This window comes from Streptomyces sp. S07_1.15 (assembly GCF_020739505.1).
In the GTDB taxonomy this organism is placed as follows: domain Bacteria; phylum Actinomycetota; class Actinomycetes; order Streptomycetales; family Streptomycetaceae; genus Streptomyces; species Streptomyces xinghaiensis.
In genome coordinates this window covers 4,196,105-4,217,763 of sequence record NZ_JAJBZK010000001.1, presented here as the reverse complement: position 1 = coordinate 4,217,763, position 21,659 = coordinate 4,196,105, and the positions used below count along the sequence as shown (strand labels likewise).

The following is a 21,659-nucleotide window of genomic DNA, read 5'->3' as shown; positions in this document are numbered from 1 at the left end:
GCGGCGAGCGCCGGGACATCAGGATGCAGGCCCGGTAACCGGCGGTAACCAGCTACCGGTGGCCGGAATCCCCCGCCTCCGCTACCCCGCCCCCACCTCCGTCCCTCGCCCCGCACATCCCGACCGACGGGAAGCAGGTCCCTGCCGTGCCCACGCCATCTCGCGCCGTCTCCCCCGTACGCCTGCGCGCCGCCGTGGCCGGGCTGAGCGCCGCGCTGTTCCTCTTCGCGCTCCCCGCCGCGCCCGCCGCCGCTGCCGACCTCACCGACCTCACCGATGTCGCCGACCTCACCGAGATCACCGAGATCACCGGCATGGCCGGTACTGCCGCATCCGCCGATACCGCCGGAGCCACGGGCAGCACCGTCCCGCTGGGCGTCGGCCTCGGCGGCTACACCGACCCCGCCTTCGCCGACGCCTGCACCTTCCACCGGTACGGCGAGGGCGAGACCCCGCCGCTCGGCCTCATCGGCACCGACCCGGTCTGCGTGGAGTACGCCAAACGCGACATCACCGTCAGCAACGGCGGCGCCCTGCGCTTCCTGCTCGCCGAGCCCGCCCGCTTCGCCCTCGCCGTCCCCGCCTGCCGCTACTGGCAGATCGACCACTGGAGCGTCCAGACCCACCCGGGCGGCCCCGCCCTCGTCGGCTGGGACGGCAGCTACTGGTTCGACCAGTCGTCCGGCGAGGCCGCGCTCAAGGCCCGCAACATCACGGTCGCCGGGGCACCGGCCACGGGCGGGGAGGCGGCCGACGCCCTCCGCCCGTACGATCCCGCGCTCGCCGACGCCCTGCGGCGCGCCTCCCTCGGCGTCAAGGTCGAGCTGCCGCTGAGCCTGTCCTGTGCGTGGCGGACGCGGTGAACGGGCCGATCGTGCCACGGCCGGGCGGGGCACCGGGCGGGACGGCGGAGCGTGGCCGCCCCACCCGGCGGCAGCTCGTGCTCGGGCTGGCCGGTGCCGTCGCCGCGCTGCAGACCGGTGCGGTCGCCGCCCCCGCGCGGGCCTCGGCCGCCGGGCCGGCCGCCGCGCTCGCCACCGGACCCGCCGCCGTCCCGGACATCAGTGCGTGGCGGACCGCCCTGGAGGCGTTCGCCGACACCATGGTCCCGGGCGAGAAGCGCCACTCCGGCGACCGTGCCGTCGCGGGCGCCGCCGCCGGGCCCGGTGCCGTGCAGGCCGGAACCGTCGAACTGCTGTGCCTGCCCGAGCTGGGACTCGCGCCGCTGCTGCCGGTCCTGGCCGAACTGCTGGACACCCGGGCCGTGGCGTACGCGCTGCGCAAGGGCCGGGTCCTGCTGCCGGTCGTCGGCTCCGCCTTCGCCGGTCTCGGCTTCCGTGACCGCACCGCCCTCGCCGCGGAACTGCTCGAGCCGGGCGCGGCGGACCAGAAGCTCTGGGTCCTGCTCGCCCTCTTCTCCTCGCTGGCCTTCGACACCGCGGCCCACCTCCACACCACCGACGCGGTCGCGCAGCGCCATCCCGGCCTGGCCTGGAGCGCGTTCCCGCCTCCGGACGCGGACGGCCTCTGGCGCTTCCCGGAGTCCGGCTACGGCCGGGAACTCGCCCGCACCCACCCGCGCACCACATCGGGAGGCCACCCCGCATGACGACCGCCATCGAACGCACCGACGTCCTTGTCATCGGCAGCGGCTTCGGCGGTGCCATTCCCGCCTACCATCTGGCGGCGGGCGGGGCGAAGGTCACCGTTCTCGAACGCGGGCCCGAGCTGAGCGCGCAGGACTTCGCCCACGACCTGCGGATGGGCGGCTACACGCGCGCCGTCGACCTCGTGCAGGGCGATGGCATCACGGTCGTCGCCGGCAACTGCGTCGGCGGCTCCAGCGTCGTCTACTTCGCCGCCTCCCTCCGCGCCCCGGGCTTCGTTTTCGAACGCCGGGGCGGCCCCGGCCGCCGCCTGTGGCCGGCCGCGCTGACCCGCGACGCCCTCGACCCCTGGTACGACCGGGTCGAGGAAGCCATCCCCGTGGCCCGGCAGAGCTGGGACGACGTGCCGTACCCCGGCGGGCTGTTCGCGGCCGCCTGCGACCGGGCCGGGCGCAGCTGCAACCCCGTCCCGCTCGCCGTCGACCTCGCCACCTGCACCGACTGCAACTGGATGCTGAACGGCTGCCGCTTCGACGCCAAACGCTCCATGCTGCTCAACTACCTGCCCGCGGCCACGGCGGCCGGGGCGGAGGTGCGCCCGCTGCACGAGGTGCAGACCATCGCCCCCGCCGTCACGCCCGGCTACCGCTACCGGGTCGCGTACAGCGTGCTGGACGGGACCGACTACCGCGTCCCGGCCGGCGCGGGCCTCATCGAGGCGAAGATCGTGGTCGTCGCGGCCGGTGCCATGGCCACCCCGGTGATCCTCCGGCGGTCGGCCGCCCTGCTGGGCTCCATGCCGCGCGCGGTGGGGCGCCACTTCTCCGGCAACGGAGACCGGGTGTCCATCGCCGACGTGGACGAGACGAAGGTGCGCGACCTGCTCGGACTGGAGCGGGCGCCGGGCGTCCCGTACGAGGGCTTCCCCGTCGGCAAGCCGATCGGCTCGATGTCCTACGACCGGCTCGACCCGGAGGCCCCGGAGTTCAGCCGCTTCTCGCTCCAGCAGATCTACTTCCCGGGCATCACGAACGTCCTGGCGCAGGCCACGGACGACCCGGCGACGAGCTGGTTCGGCACGGAGAAGAAGGCGCTGCGGGCGCGCTGGCGCTCCTGGCTCTCCGTCCTGGCGATGACGGAGGACGACAACGAAGGCGTGTTCGGCCCGCCGCCGCCCACCGGCGCCGCCGTGCGGCTCGCCTCCTCGCTGAGCCTGTCCACGCTGAGGTACCGGCCGAACGCCAACACCCTGCGCGGCTGGGCGGAGGCGGACCAGGAGGCGCGGGCCGTGCTGGAGAAGGACGGGCTGGCGCGGGTACGGCCGTGGAGCGGGTTCGCGGGGTCGGTCAGCGCGCACCCGCTGTCGTCCTGCCGGATCGGCGACGACCCGGCCACGTCCGCCCTGGACGACCGCAACGAACTGCGCGGCCACCCGGGCCTGTTCGTGACGGACGCCTCCGCCGTCCCGACCTCGCTGTGCGTCAACCCCTCGCTGACGGTCGCGGCGCTGGCCGAGCGCGCCTGCCCGTCCATCGTGGAACGGGCGGCGGAGGCGGGGGTGGATGTGCGGTACGGGGCGCCGTCCCCGGATGGCGGGACGGCGGCGCGAGACGCGGCGCTCAGGACACTGCAGGGGAGCGGACGATGAAGGGCGGAGCGGACATGGGGACGGGCGCAGGGACGGGCCCGGGCAGCCCGGGTACAGGCGCGGGCTCGGGCGCGGGCTCGGGCTCGGGCGCGCGTGCTACGGCGGGCCGCGAGGCGCTGGAGCGGCTGTACCGGCCCCGGCTCACCGGCAAGTCCGGCCGCCTGGAGGTCTGGTACGCCACCCTCACCGACCCGCGCACCGGAACAGGTGTCTGGATCCACCACGAGGTGCTCGCCCCGGCGGACGGCGGTCCGGCCCGCCCGCACGGCTGGATCTCCGTCTTCCCGGCGGACGGCCGCCCGCCGGTGACGGAACGCTTCGGCCCGGAGTCGCCCGGGGCCACCCTGCCGGTGGCCGACACCCCCGTCCCGTACTACACCTCCCCCGAAGTCCACGCCTCCAGCAGCCTGCTGGCGGGGGCGGCGGGCGGCATCCGCTGGCGGCTGCGCGTGGTGGAGGGCGGCGGCGCACCGCTGTACACCTTCCCGCGCTGGGCGTGGCGGACGGGGCTGCTCCCGGCCGCGCAGATCGTGCCCGTGCCGGACGCCCGCTTCTACGGCGAGGTGGACGTGCGCGGCGAGAAGCTGGAGTTGGCGGGCGCGCGGGGCGGGGTGGCCCGGATCGCCGGGCACGGCAACGCCAAGCGCTGGGCCTGGCTCCACGCCGGTCTGGGCGGCGGCGATGTCCTGGAGATCGTGGCGGCCGTGGCCCGCCGCCCCGGGATGCGGCTGCTTCCGCCCCTCCCCCTGCTGCAACTGCGCTTGGGCGGCAAGGACTGGCCGCGCGACCCGCTGCTCGCGGCGCCGCGCTTCACGGCGGACATCGGCCTGCCGGAGTGGACGGTGACCGGCCGGGCGGGCCGCCGCCGGCTCCGGGTGGAGGTCCGCCAGGACCCGGCCGACTGCGTCGCCCTCTCGTACACCGATCCGGACGGCGCGACGGCTACCTGCACCAACAGCGAACGGGCGAGCGCGGAGGTCGTGGCCGAGCGCCGCACCGGCTCCCGCTGGGAGACCGAACACCGCTGGTCCCTGGACCACACGGCGCACGCGGAGGTCGGCGAGCGGCCGTGACCCCGAAGCGGTCGGTGTCCGGCCGAACGGAGCGAACCTCGCAGCCGTACACCTGACCGAGCCGCCGCTCCCTCCCCGCCGACGGAACCGGGGAGGGAGCGGCGGAGCGTTATTCCGCTCCCGAACCGCAACCGGGGCGAGGAGGGCCGCGTCCATCCCGTCAAGGCGAGATCATCACCATCCCCCGGGAGAGCGACATGGCGGCCGATCGCTACCTCTGGCTGACCCGGCACGGCGAGGCGTCGCCGGACGAGAGCACCCTCACCGAGAACGGCCGCCGCCAGGCGACGGCTCTCGGCGAACGGCTGCGGAGCCGCCCGGTCTCGGTGATCCACCACGGCCCGCTGCCCCGCGCGGCCCAGACCGCCCGGCTGATCGCCGCACAGGTGGACGGCGTTCCCGTGCACCGCTGTGAGCCGGCCGGCGATTACGTGCCCCACGTCCCGCGCCGCGAGGAACTGCCGCCGGACTCCGCGGAGCTCCTGCTCGACCGACTCTCCGGATTCCCGGCGGAGGAGCGGGAGAAAGGACCGGCCCTGGCCCGGGAAGCCCTCCGGCGGTTCACCGGGCCGGTGGACGGTGCCGAACCGCGCCACGAACTGGTCGTCACGCACACCTTCCTGATCGGCTGGCTGGTCCGCGCCGCCCTCGACGCCCCCGACTGGCGCTGGATCGGGCTGAACCACGCCAACGCCGCCCTCACGGTGATCCGTTACGCCCCGGACCGCCCGGCCTCCGTGCTCCTCCACAACGACACGGGGCACTTGCCGCCCGAGCTGCGGTGGACTGGCTTCCCGGCCGAGCTGCGCCTCTGAGACCACACCGTGCGGGAACTCCCAGTGACTTGTTCCGAACATCCGAGTTGTAACCCGTGGGGGGAGAAGACCCACGCACCGGCCTTCCCGCCCGCACGGACACGGGACCACGGGGAAGGGCACGCATCGATGGTGAAGCTGCGTCTGACAATCGGCCGGGATCACGTCGCGGAACTCGCGCGGCTGCGCAATCCCGTGGGTGCCGTGGAGGAGTTGATCTGGAACGCTCTGGACGCCGACGCCGAGCATGTGGCCGTCGAACTGGAGCGCAACGAACTCGGGGGCGTGGCCCGGGTGACCGTCGCCGACGACGGCACGGGCATCGCCGCCGAGCACTGCGACGCCCGGTTCCGCCACATCGGCGTGTCGTGGAAGAGGTACGCCCAGGTCAGCCCGGAGAAGAAGCGCAGGCTGCACGGTAAGAACGGCCGCGGCCGGGTCCGCGCCTTCGCCCTGGGCAGCGAGGTGCGGTGGACCAGCGTGAGCGACGGCCCACAGGGGCGGCAGCGTGTGGTCATCGAATCCGGCCGAACCTCCATGGACGAGTTCGACGTCAGTGACCCCGAGCCGACGGAGGGCTCGACGGGAACCGTCTTCGAGGCATTCGGCGGCGAGGAGCTGCACAAACTGACCGACAGCACGGCGATGTCCACGCTCACCGCCGCGTTCGCCCTGCACCTGGAGGCCTACCCGGACATCCACATCGAGTACGACGGCCGGCGACTCGACCCGTCCTCGGAGCAGATCCATGTCGCGGCCTACGACCTGCCGGCCGGGACGGGCAGCGCCTACGGACCGGCCCAGCTCAAGCTGATCGAGTGGGCCCGCCCCGTCTCCCGCGCCCTCATCCTGTGCGACGGCCGCGGCATGTCCGTGGCCCAGCTCAAACCCGAAATCCAAGCCCCCGGCTTCCATTTCACGGCCTACCTCTCCTGGCCGGGGTTCGAGGACGACCAAGCGGGGGACCTCACCTTCGCCGACTGGCTGCCGGACGGCGCCACGGCCGAGGTAGTGGCGGCCGCGCGGCAACGCATGCGGGCCCACTTCCGCGACCGGGCCGACGAACGCCGGCGCGAACTAGTGAGTGAATGGCGCACGGACGGCATCTATCCCTACGAGGGGGAGCCGACCGACAACCGAGAGCGCGCCGAGCGGGAGACCTTCGACGCCGTGGCGACGACAGTGGTCCGCCACCTCCCCCAGTACAAGCGGACGCGCAGGATGACACTGGCCTTCTTGCGGTCCGTCCTGACACATGAGCCGGGCGATGTGCTCCGGATCGTCGAGGATGTCTTCTCCCTGACCCAGCAGGAGCAGGAGGAACTCTCCCGTCTCCTGGACCGCACGCCCCTCACCTCCCTCATCAAGGCGTCCACCAAAGCCTCGGGGAGGCTCGACTTCCTGGCGGCGCTCGAACATCTCGTCTTCGACCCCGAGGCCAAGGGCCGCGTCAAGGAGCGCACGGAACTCCACCGCATCCTCGAGAACGAGTGCTGGGTGTTCGGCGAGGAGTACGGGCTGCATGTCAGTGACCGCAGCCTGAACGAAGTCCTCCGGCGCCACTGCCACCTGCTCGGCAGGGAGGCCCCGTCGTGCGAACCGGTGCTCCGCGCGGACGGCCGGAAGGGCATCGTCGACCTCATGCTGTCCCGCGCGAGCCGGCAGCGGCAGGGGGAGCGCCACCATCTCGTGGTCGAACTCAAGCGGCCGAGCGTGCTCCTCGGCATGGCCGAGCTGGGGCAGATCAGCGGCTACGCCCAGGCGGTGATGGGCGATGACCGGTTCCGCGACACCCGCGTCACCTGGGATTTCTGGCTGATCGGGAACACCGTGGACGGCAACCTCCGGCAGATGGCCCACCAGCGCGGACGCGCACCCGGCTGCGCTGTCGACCAGCCCTCGTACCGGGTCTGGGTCCGTACCTGGGGCGAGGTGATCCAGGATTTCGAGGAACGGCTGCGCTTCTACCGCGAGCAGTTGGAGTACGAGTCGACGAGCCAGCACGCCATGGACTACCTGATCCGCGAGCACACGGATGCGGTGACGAAGCTGGCCGACCAGGGTGTCCTGCCGACTCAACGGCCGGGGGAGCACAGCGTTCCGCGGTGAGCCCTTCCCGTCCGCGCCGTTCGCGGAAGTGGCTGCGGGGGTGGGAGTTGCTTGCGAGGGTGGGGTCATGGTCGCTTCGCATCGTCTTCGCCGCCGTCCCGGAGCCGGTCCCGGTTTCCGACCCACGGCTGTGACCGGGACCGGGACACGTAGACGGTCCGGCGGCACGGTCGGAGGGCTCGGCGCGACGAGCGGCCGATGACGCCGGGGCAGGGCTCGGTTCTCGGACCGGCGGAGGGCGAAGGGCGGTTCGGGGCCCCGGGCGCGCCCGGATGCGAGCCGGCGAGGGAAGTCGCCGGCGGGCCTACGGCGGCCGTCCCGGCGCCGGGACGGGAAGCGCCCGACCCGCGCGGGCGCGTTGAGGCGTGGCTGCGGCGGCACCGCCGGTGGGTCCTCGCGCTCCTCGTGGCCGCGCTGCTCGGGCAGATGACGGTCGCCATGGTCACGACGGCCGTGCGGCAGACGCCGACCATCGACGAACCCGTGTACGTCGGCACGGCCGAGATCTACCGGCGCGAGCACAGCCTGCGGTTCAACCCCGAGCATCCGCCGCTGGGCAAACTGGTCATCGCGGCCGGCACGGCCTTCGCCGACGCCCGTCTCGAACCGGGATTCGACGGCAACCAGACAGAACTCGGGCGGCGTCTCCTCTACGAGTCGGGCAACGACCCGGGGCGGCTGATGCTGCTGGCGCGGCTGCCGGTGATCGCGCTGACCCTGCTGTTCGGTGTTGTCGTCTTCGCCTTCGCCCGCGATCTGACCGGTGCGGTGGGCGGGTTGGCGGCACTCACCCTGTACACGTTCTCCCCCGACGTCATCGCCCACGGCTCGCTGGCCACGCTCGACGTCCCGGCGGCCGGCTTCCTGCTGACGGCTGTGTGGCTGCTGTGGCGGGCCCGGCGACGACCACTGCTCTGCCTCCCGCTCGCCGGTGCGGCGCTCGGCGCGGCCGTGGCGACGAAGATGAGCATGCTGGCGGCCGTGCCGGTGCTGCTGCCGCTGGCCGCGCTGTCGGTGGTCGTCCATCACTCCTCAGGGCGGTCGCGCGGGGACCCGGGCAGCGCGGACGACCCTGCCGCCTCAGAGGGCTCCCGCCTCCTCCGTCTCCCCCGTGCCGCTGCCCGGCTGTTCGGACCGGCCCTCTTGGCGGTGAGCATCGTGGCCCTGGCCGGCATCGCCGTCGTCTGGGCCTCTTACCTGGCCGTCGATCCGCGGCTGCGCTGGACGGCGCCAACGAGCGTTCCGGACGCGCACCGGCTGCGCGGACAGCTCGTCGGCCTGCTGCCGTTCCCCGAACCCTTCCGGGACGGGATGCTCATCCAGTTCGCGTTCGAGGACGCCGGGTGGGAGGGCTTCCTCTTCGGCCGGCACTACAGCGGTTCGCTCTGGTACTACCTACCGGCCGCGCTGCTGGTGAAGACACCCCTCGGCGCGCTCGCGCTGTGGGCGGCGGGCGCGGTGGCGCTGGTGGCCGTCCCCCGGCTGCGCCCAGCGGCACCGTACGTGCTCCTCCCGGCGGCCGTACTGCTGCTCGCGGCCATGAGCGGGGACCGCGATCTGGGCGTCCGCTACGCAGTCTTCCTGCCGATGCTGCTGGCGGTCGCGGCAGCCGGTGCGGTCGCCGTCGCCGGTAGAGCCGGTGCGACCGCACTGCGGATGCCCGCGCGATGGCGGCGGACCCCTGGGGTGACGGTCGCCGCGCTGCTCCTCTTCGCCGCCGTCAGCTCACTGCGGACGTTCCCGTACTACCTGCCGTACGCGAACGAGGCGTTCGGCGGGCCCTCGAACACCCACCGCCATCTGCACGACTCGAACGTCGACTGGGGCCAGGACCTGGGACGGCTCGCCGACCGCCTGCGGGAGCGGTATCCGGGCGAGCGGGTCTGGCTCGTCTACAAGGGCAGCGGCGTCCCGTCCCACTACGGCATCGAGGCGTCCGATCCCCGCAAGGTGCCGCCGAGCCGGGTGCGCGGGCTGCTCGTCGTCTCGAACTCCGCGATCGCCAAGGCGGAGGGCGGACTGGCGGCGCTGGTGGAGAGCAGCAGGCCGATCGAGCAGGTCGGCCACTCGATCACGGTCTTCCGCCGGTAGGCGTGCTGCGCTGAGCACCGCGGGCGCCCCTATGGGTCGGGCAAGCTGACGGGTCAGGACGATGGCAGGACGGGAGTCCGAGCAGTTGTGGCCTGCGGCAAGGGGGACTCCCGGCGACCCAACGGGCCGAGGTCCGTGGCACGTTCCGCCTCGCGTCACCGATTGTGGGCAACTGGCCTCCCAGCGCGCCGGGGTGTCGGCAAGATGGATGTTCTGTCGACCGGGGCCAGGGGGCGAACATGGCGGAGAACGGGCAACCCGTAGCGGTGTGGCTGGGGGCAGCGGCATCCGTCCTGGCCCTGCTCGCCTTCTTCGGCGTGACCAGCTTCGACGAACTGGGCGCGAAGCTCGACCCCGAGTCCGCGTCCCGCGATGCCTGTACGGACGCCTCCCGGGCCTGGCGGGAGTACGGGGAGGACATGCCATCGATGGGCATGGAACAGTCCTTACGCCTCTACGGCCAGAAGCTCTCGGCAGTCGCCGAAGAGACCGAGAACGTGGAGCTGAGGGAACTGCTCCGGATCGACGGGGAGGCCTCCACGGAGTTCGCCCAGGCGATGGCACGCAAGGAGAGCTACCGGTCGAGCGCCTCGACGCGCAGCTACAAGGCCAGACTGGCCTGGGGAAAACTCTGCACCGAACTCAGTGAAAGCAACTGAGGCTTTCCCCTGGGGGCCGGACCGGGCCCATGGACGGCTTCCCCGCCGGTACTGGCTGATCACCCATCCCTGACCCGGACGACGACACCCACAAGTCCGGTCCTGCTCCGGGAAGTTCCGCCACACGGTCGTATCAGCCCAGCGCCTTGACCATCACCTGCTCCCGCGTCACCCCGTCGGACAGGACGTCCCCCGCCTCCCCCGTGGCGACGAAACCGTGCCGCCGGTAGAGCGCGGCGGCGGGCTCGTTGCCCGGGATCACGGCGAGCTTGAGTGCCGTGGCCCCCGAGCGCCGGGCCCACTCCTCCACCGCCGCCAGCAACGCGTCCGCCACGCCGCGCCCCCGTGCCTCCGGGCCGACCCACACCGACCGCAGCTCACGCAGCCCGTTCCCGCTCGGAACGCCACTGGCCATCCCAACGGCCCGGCCGTCCAGCAGGGCGACGACGTTGTAGGCGTCCGGCGCTTCCAGCCGCGCACGCCACCGTTCCTCGCCACCCCGGTTCCACTCCGCGAGCCGGGCCTTGAACGCGTGCGGCGCCTCGCTCAGCGCGGCGAGACGGACTTCCCGCCACAACGGCCAGTCGTGCTCGGTGAGAACCCGCAGACGCAGCATGGCTTCAGTGTGTCCCTGCCCTGGCGTCGTCACAGCGAGCCGCGTCGTATGAGCGGTTGCGCGTGACGAGGTCAAGTTCGGCCCAGACGGTCTTGTGGGGCGGCGGGCCCGTGATGACGCCCCAGCGGTCGGCCAGGGCTTCGACGAGGAGCAGACCGCGGCCCGATTCCGCGTCCGGGCCGGTGCGGCCGGGAGCGGGGACGGACGGGAGGGCGTCATCCCGGGTGTCGGTCAGCTCGATACGGAGCGTGTCGGTACCCCGGAGGCTGAGCGCCAAGCGGAAGTCGCGCCCGGGTACGCGGCCGTGCAGCGCGGCGTTGGCAGCCAACTCGGCCACGATGTGTTCGGCCGTCTCGTACGGCAGCTCCCACGAGCACAGTTGTGCCACGGCGAGGCGCCGGGCCAGCCGCGCGCCCCGGCGAGTGGGGGACAGCCGGACGCTGAACCCCCGGGTTGGAGCGGAATTTCCGGTTCGGGTGATTTCTTGCTTCACATCACTCAGCGTGGCCGTTCCGGGTCTACCGTGACCAGTAACGGCGGCGGCACGCAGCGTATATGTCGGCCGGGTGCGGGATTGGTACCGCCCGTCGGTCGTGTCGTCCTCCGCACGCCGCCGTTCCACACATGACGAAGGGGGTCTTCATGAGCGTGGACGGAAACGGTACGAGCGAGCGCGGTACGGAGTACACGACGGACGGGGCGGACAGCGCCTGCTGGGCTTCCGCCGTGGACGACGACGGGGCGGTACTGCGGACGGTCGGCCGCCAGATCCGGCTGTGGCGGGAGGCTGCGGGCCTCAAGCAGTCGGAACTGGGCAAGGCCATCGGGTACGGCGAGGACCTGGTGTCGTCGGTGGAGCGCGCCCGTCGCGTACCGCAGCCGGAGTTCCTGAAGAACGCGGACCAGGCACTCCAGGCCGGCGGCCGGATCGCGGCGATGGCGAAGGACGTGGCGGAGGCCCGCTACCCGAAGAAGGTTCGGGATCTGGCCAGGCTGGAGGCCGAAGCAGTTGCCATGGGGGCGTACATCAACACAGTGATCCACGGTCTCTTGCAGACGGAGGAGTACGCGAGAGCGCTCTTCGGCATGCGACGACCGGCGTATGGAGAAGATGAACTCGAACGCCTTGTAGCTGCTCGCCTGGCCCGGCAGGCCATCTTTGACCGGACTCCTGCTCCCATGCTGACGTTTGTCCAAGAAGAGGCCACGCTCCGACGGCCGATCGGCGGCAGAATGGTGCTGCGGCGTCAGCTCGAACACCTACTGGCCGTAGGACGGTTGCGGCATGTGGAGATTCAGGTCATGCCCACCGCCGTCGAGGAGCACGCGGGGCTTGGTGGTTCACTCCGTGTACTGAAGCTCAAGGACGGTACGTCGGTCGGTCAGAACGAGGTCCAGCTCATCAGCCGGTTGATCACAAATCCCAAGGAAGTCCAGATCCTTGAGATGCGGTATGAGACCATCCGGGCGCAGGCGCTCACGCCGCGTGAGTCGTTGGCCTTTATCGAGAATGTGCTGGGAGAGACATGAGCATCAGGCCCTCGGCCGGAAACAGTCCGGCCTTGGAGTGGACGAAGAGCAGCTACAGCACGAACGACGGCCCCGATTGCGTCGAGGTCGCGGCCATACCCGGAACAATCCTGGTCCGTGACTCCAAGAACGTCCAGGGCCCGCAGCTCGGCTTCGAGCCCGGCGCCTGGGCCCGTTTCCTCTCGTACACCGCCGAACGCTGACCCCGTGACTCCGCCGAAGACCGTTGGAGAGTACATGGCCCTCAGTCCTTCACTCGGAGACGATCCCGTCCTTGAGTGGCACAAGAGCAGCCACAGCACCGACGACGGCCCCGCCTGCGTCGAGGTAGCCGCCGCATCCGGGGCCGTCCTCCTCCGCGACTCCAAGAACCCCCAGGGCCCAAGGCTTGCGTTCAGGTCCGGCGCGTGGGCCGGCTTCGTCCGCTTCGCTGCCGAGGGCTGACCGCGGATCCTCGCCACCGGGCGCCCCCATCGCGGCCCGGGCTGCCCGCCCGCCGCTGTTCGTGCGCAAAGAAATACCCCGGACGAATTGACGTCCGGGGTATTTCATTGCGTATATTAGAGGTTTCCGTGTCCAGACCGAACGGCGGCACGGAGAAGCTTTATACAGCCATCATATCGGGGTGGGAGTTGCATTGTCAAACGCGGAATTGGGTCGCGAGCAGGAATTCATGAATGTGCTGTACGCGCGGCTCGAAGAGCTGCGGGAACAGGCCGAGGACGCGCTGCGCTCGGCCATGGCCCCCGCCGGGGAAGCGGGCGGCGGCACGTTCCAGGCGCGGCTGGAGCGGGACGTCATGGTGGCCGAGCAGTCGGGGCTGCTGGCGGCGTTCAACGCCGGTGAGCGCGGGCTCTGCTTCGGGCGGCTGGTGTTCCGGGACGGCCGGGACCACCACATCGGCCGGATCGGCATCCGCCGCGACGACGCCGAGCGCACCCCGCTCGTGATCGACTGGCGGGCCGACGTGGCGCGGCCGTTCTATCTCGCCACCGGACACACCCCGATGGGGCTGCGCCGCCGGCGGCACATCACCACCGAGGGGCAGCAGGTCACCGCCCTGCACGACGAGATCCTCGACCTGGGCGACAGCGAGCGCACCGGCCACGAGGGCACCGACGCCGACGCCGTGCTCCTCTCCTCCCTCGACGCCGCCCGCACCGGCCGGATGCACGACATCGTGCAGACCATCCAGGCCGAGCAGGACCGGATCATCCGTGCCCCACACCGGGGCGTGCTGGTGGTGGAGGGCGGGCCCGGCACGGGCAAGACCGTCGTCGCGCTGCACCGGGCCGCGTATCTCCTGTACGCCCAGCGGGAGTTGCTGGCCCGCCGCGCCGTGCTGATCGTCGGGCCGAACCCGGCCTTCCTCGGCTACATCGGCGAGGTGCTGCCCTCGCTCGGCGAGACGGGCGTGCTGATGGCCACGCCCGGCGAGCTGTTCCCCGGCGTCACCGCCACCGCGACGGACACCCCCGAGGCCGCCGAGGTCAAGGGCCGGGCCGAGATGGCCGATGTCCTCGCCCGGTATGTGCGGGACCGGCAGACGCTGCCCGAGCCCGGGACCGTCATCGGCACCGAGGACGGCGATCTGCTGCTGGACGCCGACATCGTGACCCTCGCCCGCCACCAGGCCCGCGAGACGAAGCTGCCGCACAACCTCGCCCGGCCGCACTTCGCGTTCCGCGTCATCGACGAGCTGACCGCCCAGCTCGCCGACCGCATCGGCGCCGACCCGTTCGGGGGTCCCAACTTCCTCGGCCCGGACGACATCGCCCAGCTCGGCATCTCCGTCGCCGCAAGTGGGGAAGTGCAGGCGGCCATCGATGAGTTGTGGCCGTTGCTGACGCCGCAGGAGCTGGTCGCCGGGTTCCTCGCCGACCCCGTCCATCTGCCGGAGGCCGACGCCGAGGCCATCCGGCGCACCGGCGGTGAGTGGACCACGGCCGACATCCCGCTGCTGGACGAGGCCGCCGAGCTGCTCGGCGAGGACGACTCGGCGGCCCGCGCCCGCGCCGAGGCCGAGCGGCAGGAGCGCGTCGCCTACGCGCAGGGCGTGCTCGACCTGTCGTACGGCTCCCGGACCCAGGAGTTCGAGGACCGCGACGACGAGGACTCGGAGGTGCTGGCCGCGCACAACCTGATCGACGCCGAACGGCTGGCCGACCGCGCCGAGGAGGCGGACCACCGCAGCGCCGCCGAACGCGCGGCGGCGGACCGCACCTGGGCGTTCGGGCACATCATCGTGGACGAGGCGCAGGAGCTGTCCCCGATGGCCTGGCGGCTGCTGATGCGGCGCTGCCCGACCCGTTCCATGACGCTGGTCGGCGACCCGGCGCAGACCGCCGAGCCCGGGAGCTGCGGCTCCTGGGAACGGATCCTCGAGCCGTATGTGGGCGAGCGGTGGGAGCACGTCCGGCTGGGCGTCAACTACCGCACGCCCAGCCAGATCATGGACGTCGCGGCCGGGGTGCTGCGGGCCGTCGACCCGTCGTTCCGGCCGCCGCGTTCGATCCGTACGACGGGCAGCGCGCCGTGGGCGCACCGGGTGGCGGAGGAGAAGGAGCTGGCGGACGCCGTCGCCGCGGCGGTGGAACGGGAGGCCGCACGGCTCGGCGACGAGGCCGGGCAGGGACGGCTCGCGGTGATCGCTCCCGGGGAACTGGTGGAGACGCTGGCCGCCGCGCTGCCGGAGTCCTCCGCCGGGCCGCGGCCGGACCTGACCCGGCCGGTGGTCGTGCTCGGCCCACGGCAGGCGAAGGGGCTGGAGTTCGACGCGGTGATCGTCGTGGAACCGGCGGAGTTCGGGGTGAGCGATCTCTATGTGGCGCTGACCCGGGCGACGCAGCGGCTGGGCATCGTCCACGCGGCGGCGCTGCCGGCAGGGCTGGAAGGGACGGGAGGGCTGGAGGCAGGGCTCGCGCCGGGGGCGGGGTGAGGTGGGGGCGCCGGCCGAGGGGTGCGCCGGGGGTTCAGGGCCGGCTGTCCGGGGCTGAGGCGCAGGGCCGGGCTCGGGAGCCGGGGCCGGGAGCCGGGGCCGGGAGCCGGGGCCGGGAGCCGGGGCCGGGAGCCGGGGCGGCCGAAGCCTTGCCCCGGCCCCCGGACCGGCCCCTCTCCGGCCCCACCGGCTGCGCCGCAGCGTCGGGGCGGCGCCCCCCCGCTCAGTCGATGACCGCGGTGGCTTCGATCTCCACCAGGTGCTCGGGGACGTCCAGTGCGGCAACGCCCAGCAGGGTGGCCGGCGGGGCCGGGGTGACCTTCATCTTCCCGGCCGCCCGGGAGATTCCCTCCAGAAGCAGGGGCATCTTGTCGGGGGTCCAGTCGACGACGTAGACGGTCAGCTTCGCGACATCGTCGAAGCTCGCGCCCACCCCGGCCAGGGCCGTGCCGACGTTGAGATAGCACTGCTCGACCTGGGCGGCGAGGTCTCCCTCGCCGACCGTGGTCCCTTCGGCGTCCCAGGCGACCTGCCCGGCGATGAAGACCAGTTTCGACCCGCTCGCGACCGACACCTGCCGGTACACGTCGATCTCCGGCAGGCCGGTGGGGTTCACCAGGGTGATGGCCATCTGTCCGTCTCCTTGTCATCGGAACCCGTGGGTTCATTTCTCGTCACCACGGAGCAGGAGCGCAGTCGCTCTCTTGTGGTTACTAAGGAACCGTAGGAGAGTGGTGGCTGACATGGAAGAACGCACTTTTGAGTGACTGGGGAACCTCATGGTGACCAAGCAGTTCACGGGCTCGCCCGATGATGCGGATCTGCTGCGCGCGGACTCCCTGGCGCGGGAGGTCTTCTCGGACGTCGCCAACAAGTGGGCGTTGCTGATCATCGAGACACTCGGGGACCGCACCCTGCGCTTCAGCGAGTTGCGGAACGAGCTCGAGGGCATCAGCCACAAGATGCTCACCCAGAACCTGCGCATGCTGGAGCGCAACGGCCTGGTCTCACGGACGGTGCACCCCACCGTGCCGCCGCGCGTCGAGTACACCCTCACCGAGGCGGGCACGGCCCTGCGGAAGACGGTCGACGGACTGTGCGACTGGACCCACCGGTACCTCGGCCACATCGAAGCCGCCCGCCACCGCTTCGGCAGCTGACGGACCGGACACGTGCCGGCGGTTGGTGGCGAAAGGCACGGCGGGCACGGCAGGCGCAAGGCCCACGAGATATGGCCCGATGCGCTCACCGGCGCCGGGGTGAGGAATCCGCCTGTCCGGTGGCGCCGAGCATGCGGAGAAGGCTGACACGCAGGGCGTCCTGGGCAGCCGGGGCGGACAGGCGGCCGGCGGCCTGCTCCTCGCTCGCGGCGTGGCCGAGCCTGATGGTCGCCGCGACCAGCCAGTCGACGGGGAGCCGGTCGTCGAAATCTCCGGTCCGCCGTCCGCGTTGGATCACCCGTCCGATCCGGTCGGCGACGGGCGTGTGCCGGTCGTGGTCGGCCTGCGAGCTGACGGGGTGCGCGCTGATCACCCGCAGCAGTACGGGGTAGCGCCCCGTAACCCGTGCGGCGGCATCGAGCATGCCCATCAGGGCGTCCGCGGCGGGACCCGAGCCGGGGTCGGCGGCATCCATGGCCGCTACGGCCTCCTCGGTGATCCTCTCGACCACGGCCAGCAACAGCTGATCCCGTGAGGGGAAGTGGGCGTAGACGGTCTGGCGGGTCACGCCGGCGGCGCCGGCGACCGCCTCCAGGCCGGCGTCGGGTTCGGCGTTGAGAACCCGGGTTGCGGCATCGAGGATGGCGGCCCTGCTGCGGCGGGCGTCAGCACGGCGGTTTCGGGCGGGGGACGATGTCATCTCTTACACCTTGCCAAATTTATGAGGGCGTGCATATCTTACAAGGAGTAAGAGATCGTGTGCGAGCATCCGTGAGCATCCGACCGGCGGGAGTGACATGCGCCCACTCGGCACCACCGACCCCAAGCAATTCATCGCCGACTTCTACACCTGCTTCACCGAGGACTTGCTGCGGACGGACGACGACGCGGCGGTGATCGTCGACCGCTATCACACCCCGGACATCGTCGAGATCGCCGACGGACACCGGATGGACCGCGACAAGCTCATCGCGCACACGCGCCCGGTCCGCAAGAACCGGCCCACCATCCGTATGGACGTGCACGAGGCCATCGCCGATGAGGGCCGGCTCGCCGCCCGTTACACCCTGCACTCCTCACAGCGCGGCAAGGACCTCGCCATCGAGATCTACTTCTTCGGGCAGTTCACCCCCGAAGGGCGGATGCGTCGGGCGCACATGACGACCCGCACTCTTCCCGCGGCCGGTAACGGCGAGCGGCAGGAGGCGGTTTCGTGACCGAGGGCGCGCGCCGACCGTCTTGAGGGCGCTCGCCGGGAGTCCCGGCCGTGCCGCCGCGAAGCGGTCAGTCATCCAGCGGGGTGATCCAGCCGTCACCGCCCAGCGGGTAGCCGTAGTCCGGGCGGCCCTTCGCGGACGTGGTGCGGAACGGCCGGCCGTTGTCGTCGACGCGCAGAATCCCGTGGCGGCCGCCGCTCGACCACTCCAGCTCCGCGTACCAGCTGACGTACTGGGCGTCGGCCTCGGCGGTGACGTACAGAACCTCCGGGTCGCTCTCGCTCACCTTGTACGGGAAGTCGCGCTGGCCGGCCTTCGGCACGGGCGCCGGGTTGCCCGCCGCCAGGTCGACGGCGAACGTCCTCGTGGGGACATCACCCCCGCAGCCGATCCCCATGCGGTACGCGTTCCAGGCCGGCACGCCCGCGCGCTCCACCACCCGGACGCGCAGGGCCTGGAGCACCACCGTCTCCTCACCGGTGCCCTGCACGGTGAGTCCGACCCGGTGTTCGCCCGCCGCGACGGCGCCCTGCGCGTTCACCCAGCCCGGGGCTTCCTGCACCGCGGGCGGCGGCGAGACCTTCTCCGGCGGGCGGTTGATCAAGTACCGCGCGGAGCAGGGGTGTTCCCAGGCGTGGGCACGGGTGGTCACCGCGAGGGGGGCGGCGCCCGTCTGCCCACGCGCCTCGTTCCGGCCCGGGTTTCCGCCCGGAGAGGGGTTTCCGGACGTGCCGGGCTCCGGCTTCCCGCGAGCGGGGGCCGAAGGGCTCGCGCCATCGGCGGAGGGGGAGGCAGAGGACGAAGGGGAGGGCGAGGTGCCGTTCTTGTCCTCCGCCGCGTTCCCGCCGGCGGCGCTCTCGGCAGCGCTGTCGGCGGCGGACGCCGAGCCCGACCGCTGCTCGCCCCACTTGCCATCGGGCACCAGGCTCACCAGCGCGGCCGTCGCGGCGACGGCCAGGGCAGCGGCGGACGCACCGAGCACGGCCTTGCGCCCGAAGCGCCGGGGGCGGCTGCGGGTGCGGGAAACGGGCCGGGAACGGGGACGGAGAGGGCCGTCCGGGTCCGGCGCCGGGTTCGCGGTGCCGGCTTCGGCGGTGGGCGCGGCGTCGTCACCGGGTGCGGTAGGTGCAGTGGCCCCAACAGGCCCCGCGCCCGCGGCGGTTCCGGCGTCCCGGGCGGATTCCGCGGGTGCCGCGGGTGCCGCGGGCCCCGTGGCCCCGGCGGCTCCCGCCCGGGGCCCGGGGCCGGGCACACCGTCAGCGGGAGCGTTCGGCGCCTCGCGGCTCGGGGGCGCGGCCGTGCCGTCGGACTGTGCCGTACCCGCCGCCGTACCCGCCGCCGCTGCCGCCGCCCTGCGTTCGCGGTCGCGGGCGGCGCCCGCCACCACCCACCGGCGGTGCACCTCGACCAGCTCGTCCGGTGTGGCCTTGCACAGCCGTGCGAGGCGTTCCACCGGTGCGTAATCCGCCGGCACGGCGTCGCCGTTGCAGTAGCGGTGCAGTGTCGACGCACTCATGTGCAGGCGCTTCGCCAGCGTGCCGTAGCTGAGCCCCGAGCGGTCCTTCAGCCCCCGTAACAACTCGGCGAACTCGGCCTTCTCCTCCGCCGTCCCCACCTGGTCTCCATCCCATTCACGCATTCGAGGGGAGGGTCATTTCCCCTGGTCAGCACCGCTCCGAACGTTCCAGCCCTCCAAAACCCCCGTCATGACTACCGGCTGGAACGGATCGCGGCACAAGCTGAGGACATCCAAGCACGGGGCTCCCGCCCGCCGGTCGAGCCCGTGCTCCGCATCGCGTGTCCTGTTAGGGGAATCACCATGTCCGCAGTCACCCACCGCTCCCGTACCCGCCTCGTCCTCACGGCGGCCTCCGCGGCCCTCGCCGCGCTCTCACTGACCGCCTGTGCCGACGGCGGGGGCGTGCAGAGCGAGGGGCCGGCCTCGTCGAGTGCGGCCGGGAAGCAGGGCGGCGGTACGCCGCAGGAGCCGGCGGGGAAGGGCAAGTCCGGCTCCGGGAGCGGCAACGAGGGCGGGAACGGGGTCGGGAAGGACAACGGGGACGGCATCAACGCGGTGCCCGCCGGCTCCGCCGCCGACAAGGACGGCACGGAGGAGGCCGCCGCCTCCGGCTCCCGGTCCGGCAAGGCGGGCCGGAAGCCGGTGACCTGCTCCGCCGCCAACACCGAGGTCACCGTCACCGAGGTGTCGCGCCCCATCAACCACCTGCTGCTGACCGCCACCAACACCGGAACCGCACCCTGCTTCGCGTACAGCGCCCCGCTCCTGCGGTTCGACGAGAGCGCGCAGTCGGCCCTCGCGATCGTGGAGGACAGCAAGCCGCAGGCCGTCGTCACCCTCGCACCGGGCGAATCCGCCTATGCGGGCATCCTCACCTGGGTGCCGGACGGCGGACACGACCTCCGGTCCCAGCGGCTGGACGTCCTGTTCGCCGCCCGGAACGGTGGTTCGACGGGTTCCATGGTGAAGCTGCCGCTCCCGGGCAAGGGCGTCACCGTCAACGACGGAGCCGCCGTCACGTACTGGCAGACGGACGTGGCAACCGCGCTGACCTGGTGACCCGGCTCGGGCACCGGCTGCCCGGGCACGTCCCGGCCACGCCCCGGCCGGGTACCGCCCGATACCCCGACCCCGATCCGGTCCCGATCCCGGCACCGGGGACCGCGGCCGCCGTCGCGGCTCCCGGTGTCAGCCGCCCTCCATGACCTGCCGGAGTTCCTTGGCGAGCCGTTCCGAGGCGACCGTGCCCTCGTCCGGGTTCTGCCGCAGGGACGGGTGGACCTCCGTCTGGATCAGCTCCGTGAACGCCGCGTAGTACGGGGTGACGGGACGCGGGCGGGCGGTTCCCAGGGCCTCCTTGAGGGCGCGGGTGTACGGCGGGAGGCCGTCCGGGCCGGGGCCGGGCCCCGAGTCCGCGACGTTCCCCCCGTCCTCCCCCTCTTCCCCGCCCTCCCCGCCCTCGCCGCTTTCCCCGGCTTCCCCGGCCTCGCCGCCCGCCCCGTCCGCACCGCCGCCGCCCGGCGCCGCGCTGCCCGTGAGGGAGCACTCCGGGCCCTCCGGCTCGTAGGACGCCTTCAGGACCGGCGCGAACCCCCCGTCCAGCAGGCAGCGTTGCTGCTCGGGCGCGGCCAGGTGGTCGAGCAGGTCCCGGGCCGGGCCGGCGTTCTCGCTGCCCGCCGTGATCGCGAGGTTCTGGCCGCCGAGCACGGAGGCGCCGCGCCCCCTCGGCCCGGGCAGCGGGACGACGCCGAACTTGCCCGCCATCTTCGCGTCCAGCACGTTGTAGACGTAGGGCCAGTTGCGCATGAAGGCCACCTCGCCCCGCTCGAACATGCGCAGGGTGTCGAGCTCCGTGGCGCGCCGGGCCTCCGGGGGCATGATCCGCCGGTAGCGCTCGGCGAGGTTCCGCAGGCCGGCCTCGGTCCGCGGGGTGGCGGCACGGACCTCGTACGCCGTCGCCGACCCGTCCTTCTTCTCGACGAGTTCACCGCCGCTCGCCCAGACCGACTCCAGGGTGTTGACCGTCAGCCCTTCGTACTCGCCGAGCTGGGTGGCGTAGCCGTGCTCGAAGACCTCGGTGACCTGGTCCCCGTCCGTGGCCGCGGCCGCGGCCCGTTCGAGATCACGCCACGTCCGCGGGGGCTTCCAGTCCCGGTCCCGCCAGACGTCCGTGCGGTAGTAGAGCAGCGCGGCGTCGGTGTTGAACGGGACGGCCCAGACGTCGTCGCCGTACCGGGCGGTGCTGGCGACCTGCTCCCACATGCCCTCCAGCGGGTCCCCGTCCAGGGGCCGGATCAGCTCGCCGGCCGCGAACTCGGCGGTCCAGGTCACGTCCATGTTGACGAGGTCGTAGGCGGCCTTGTCGCCCTGCAGGGTGGCGACGAGCTGGCTGCGGGCGTCGTCGGTGGCGGTGGGCAGATGGACGAACTCCACCTCCACGTCCGGCCGGGCGGCGTCCCACGCCCTGATGAGGTTCTGCCGCACCGGCTCCTGGGAGACGTCCGAGGCCGTGGCCAGCCGGAGGACCCGCTTCACTCCGGACGGCGCCGGGCCGGGCCGGTCGTCCCCGCCATTGCCGCAACCGGCCAGGGCGGCCAGGGCTGCGAGGGTGGCCAGGGCGGCCAAGGTGGCCGGGGCTGCCGTCACTCCCCCGCCCCGCGCCCGGCCGTTCCGCACC

The 21,659-nt window shown here is 72.6% G+C and carries 21 protein-coding genes; 15 read left to right on the top strand and 6 right to left on the bottom strand.

Annotated features, from left to right (window positions below; translation table 11 throughout):
- Positions 1-146: 146 nt before the first annotated feature.
- From LIX60_RS18220 to LIX60_RS18185, 8 genes are all read left to right on the top strand, one after another.
- Entirely contained in the window at positions 147-863 is a 717-nt protein-coding gene (locus LIX60_RS18220) for a hypothetical protein (RefSeq protein ID WP_227959394.1), read from the top strand.
- Positions 848-1,609 carry a DUF5987 family protein gene (locus LIX60_RS18215; protein WP_227959393.1) on the top strand — a complete coding sequence of 254 codons (762 nt, stop codon included), beginning with the start codon at positions 848-850 and terminating at the stop codon, positions 1,607-1,609. The genes LIX60_RS18220 and LIX60_RS18215 overlap by 16 nt, the downstream gene beginning before the upstream one ends.
- The gene (locus tag LIX60_RS18210) at positions 1,606-3,255 is read left to right on the top strand and encodes a GMC family oxidoreductase N-terminal domain-containing protein (protein WP_227959392.1); all 1,650 of its coding nucleotides are present in this window, start codon (positions 1,606-1,608) and stop codon (positions 3,253-3,255) included. Before LIX60_RS18215 ends, LIX60_RS18210 begins: the two co-directional genes overlap by 4 nt.
- Positions 3,252-4,328, top strand: a complete 1,077-nt coding sequence (locus LIX60_RS18205; protein WP_227959391.1) for a hypothetical protein — start codon at positions 3,252-3,254, stop codon at positions 4,326-4,328. The genes LIX60_RS18210 and LIX60_RS18205 overlap by 4 nt, the downstream gene beginning before the upstream one ends.
- A gap of 197 nt (positions 4,329-4,525) precedes the next feature.
- The gene (locus LIX60_RS18200; protein ID WP_227959390.1) at positions 4,526-5,143 is read left to right on the top strand and encodes a histidine phosphatase family protein; all 618 of its coding nucleotides are present in this window, start codon (positions 4,526-4,528) and stop codon (positions 5,141-5,143) included.
- A gap of 129 nt (positions 5,144-5,272) precedes the next feature.
- Positions 5,273-7,252, top strand: coding sequence for an ATP-binding protein (locus tag LIX60_RS18195; protein ID WP_227959389.1), 1,980 nt, complete (start codon positions 5,273-5,275; stop codon positions 7,250-7,252).
- Positions 7,253-7,678: 426 nt separating this feature from the next.
- Positions 7,679-9,343 carry a phospholipid carrier-dependent glycosyltransferase gene (locus LIX60_RS18190; protein ID WP_227962819.1) on the top strand — a complete coding sequence of 555 codons (1,665 nt, stop codon included), beginning with the start codon at positions 7,679-7,681 and terminating at the stop codon, positions 9,341-9,343.
- 239 nt (positions 9,344-9,582) lie between these two features.
- Entirely contained in the window at positions 9,583-10,002 is a 420-nt protein-coding gene (locus LIX60_RS18185) for a hypothetical protein (protein WP_227959388.1), read from the top strand.
- Between the two features lie 133 nt (positions 10,003-10,135).
- Here the strand turns inward: LIX60_RS18185 and LIX60_RS18180 are convergent, their stop codons facing one another.
- Together LIX60_RS18180 and LIX60_RS18175 are read right to left on the bottom strand one after the other, a co-directional pair.
- Entirely contained in the window at positions 10,136-10,618 is a 483-nt protein-coding gene (locus tag LIX60_RS18180; RefSeq protein ID WP_227959387.1) for a GNAT family N-acetyltransferase, read from the bottom strand.
- Positions 10,619-10,622: 4 nt separating this feature from the next.
- Positions 10,623-11,111, bottom strand: a complete 489-nt coding sequence (locus LIX60_RS18175) for an ATP-binding protein (protein ID WP_227959386.1) — start codon at positions 11,109-11,111, stop codon at positions 10,623-10,625.
- Positions 11,112-11,260: 149 nt separating this feature from the next.
- Here LIX60_RS18175 and LIX60_RS18170 point away from each other — a divergent pair, with 149 nt between their 5' ends.
- The 4 genes from LIX60_RS18170 (at position 11,261) to LIX60_RS18155 (ending at position 15,086) form a co-directional block, all read left to right on the top strand.
- Positions 11,261-12,148 (top strand): helix-turn-helix transcriptional regulator, encoded by an 888-nt coding sequence (locus LIX60_RS18170; RefSeq protein ID WP_227959385.1) that lies wholly within the window; start codon positions 11,261-11,263, stop codon positions 12,146-12,148.
- The gene (locus LIX60_RS18165; protein WP_227959384.1) at positions 12,145-12,351 is read left to right on the top strand and encodes a DUF397 domain-containing protein; all 207 of its coding nucleotides are present in this window, start codon (positions 12,145-12,147) and stop codon (positions 12,349-12,351) included. Before LIX60_RS18170 ends, LIX60_RS18165 begins: the two co-directional genes overlap by 4 nt.
- 34 nt (positions 12,352-12,385) lie before the next feature.
- Entirely contained in the window at positions 12,386-12,592 is a 207-nt protein-coding gene (locus tag LIX60_RS18160; RefSeq protein WP_125625259.1) for a DUF397 domain-containing protein, read from the top strand.
- Positions 12,593-12,821: 229 nt separating this feature from the next.
- On the top strand, positions 12,822-15,086 hold the full coding sequence (locus tag LIX60_RS18155; RefSeq protein WP_227959383.1) for a UvrD-helicase domain-containing protein: 2,265 nt from the start codon (positions 12,822-12,824) through the stop codon (positions 15,084-15,086).
- 223 nt (positions 15,087-15,309) lie between these two features.
- Here the strand turns inward: LIX60_RS18155 and LIX60_RS18150 are convergent, their stop codons facing one another.
- Entirely contained in the window at positions 15,310-15,717 is a 408-nt protein-coding gene (locus tag LIX60_RS18150) for a RidA family protein (protein ID WP_227959382.1), read from the bottom strand.
- A gap of 148 nt (positions 15,718-15,865) precedes the next feature.
- Here LIX60_RS18150 and LIX60_RS18145 point away from each other — a divergent pair, with 148 nt between their 5' ends.
- Entirely contained in the window at positions 15,866-16,246 is a 381-nt protein-coding gene (locus LIX60_RS18145; RefSeq protein ID WP_227959381.1) for a helix-turn-helix domain-containing protein, read from the top strand.
- A gap of 85 nt (positions 16,247-16,331) precedes the next feature.
- On the opposite strand, the gene LIX60_RS18140 is transcribed toward LIX60_RS18145, so the two are convergent.
- Entirely contained in the window at positions 16,332-16,946 is a 615-nt protein-coding gene (locus tag LIX60_RS18140) for a TetR/AcrR family transcriptional regulator (protein ID WP_227959380.1), read from the bottom strand.
- Positions 16,947-17,043: 97 nt separating this feature from the next.
- Between LIX60_RS18140 and LIX60_RS18135 the strand changes: the two genes are divergently transcribed.
- Positions 17,044-17,463 carry a nuclear transport factor 2 family protein gene (locus tag LIX60_RS18135; protein WP_227959379.1) on the top strand — a complete coding sequence of 140 codons (420 nt, stop codon included), beginning with the start codon at positions 17,044-17,046 and terminating at the stop codon, positions 17,461-17,463.
- Positions 17,464-17,530: 67 nt separating this feature from the next.
- Here the strand turns inward: LIX60_RS18135 and LIX60_RS18130 are convergent, their stop codons facing one another.
- Entirely contained in the window at positions 17,531-19,102 is a 1,572-nt protein-coding gene (locus tag LIX60_RS18130; RefSeq protein WP_227959378.1) for a helix-turn-helix transcriptional regulator, read from the bottom strand.
- Positions 19,103-19,282: 180 nt separating this feature from the next.
- Between LIX60_RS18130 and LIX60_RS18125 the strand changes: the two genes are divergently transcribed.
- Positions 19,283-20,041 (top strand): DUF4232 domain-containing protein, encoded by a 759-nt coding sequence (locus LIX60_RS18125; protein WP_227959377.1) that lies wholly within the window; start codon positions 19,283-19,285, stop codon positions 20,039-20,041.
- Positions 20,042-20,170: 129 nt separating this feature from the next.
- Here LIX60_RS18125 and LIX60_RS18120 read toward each other — a convergent pair whose 3' ends face one another.
- Positions 20,171-21,628 (bottom strand): extracellular solute-binding protein, encoded by a 1,458-nt coding sequence (locus tag LIX60_RS18120; RefSeq protein WP_227959376.1) that lies wholly within the window; start codon positions 21,626-21,628, stop codon positions 20,171-20,173.
- Positions 21,629-21,659: the final 31 nt, after the last annotated feature.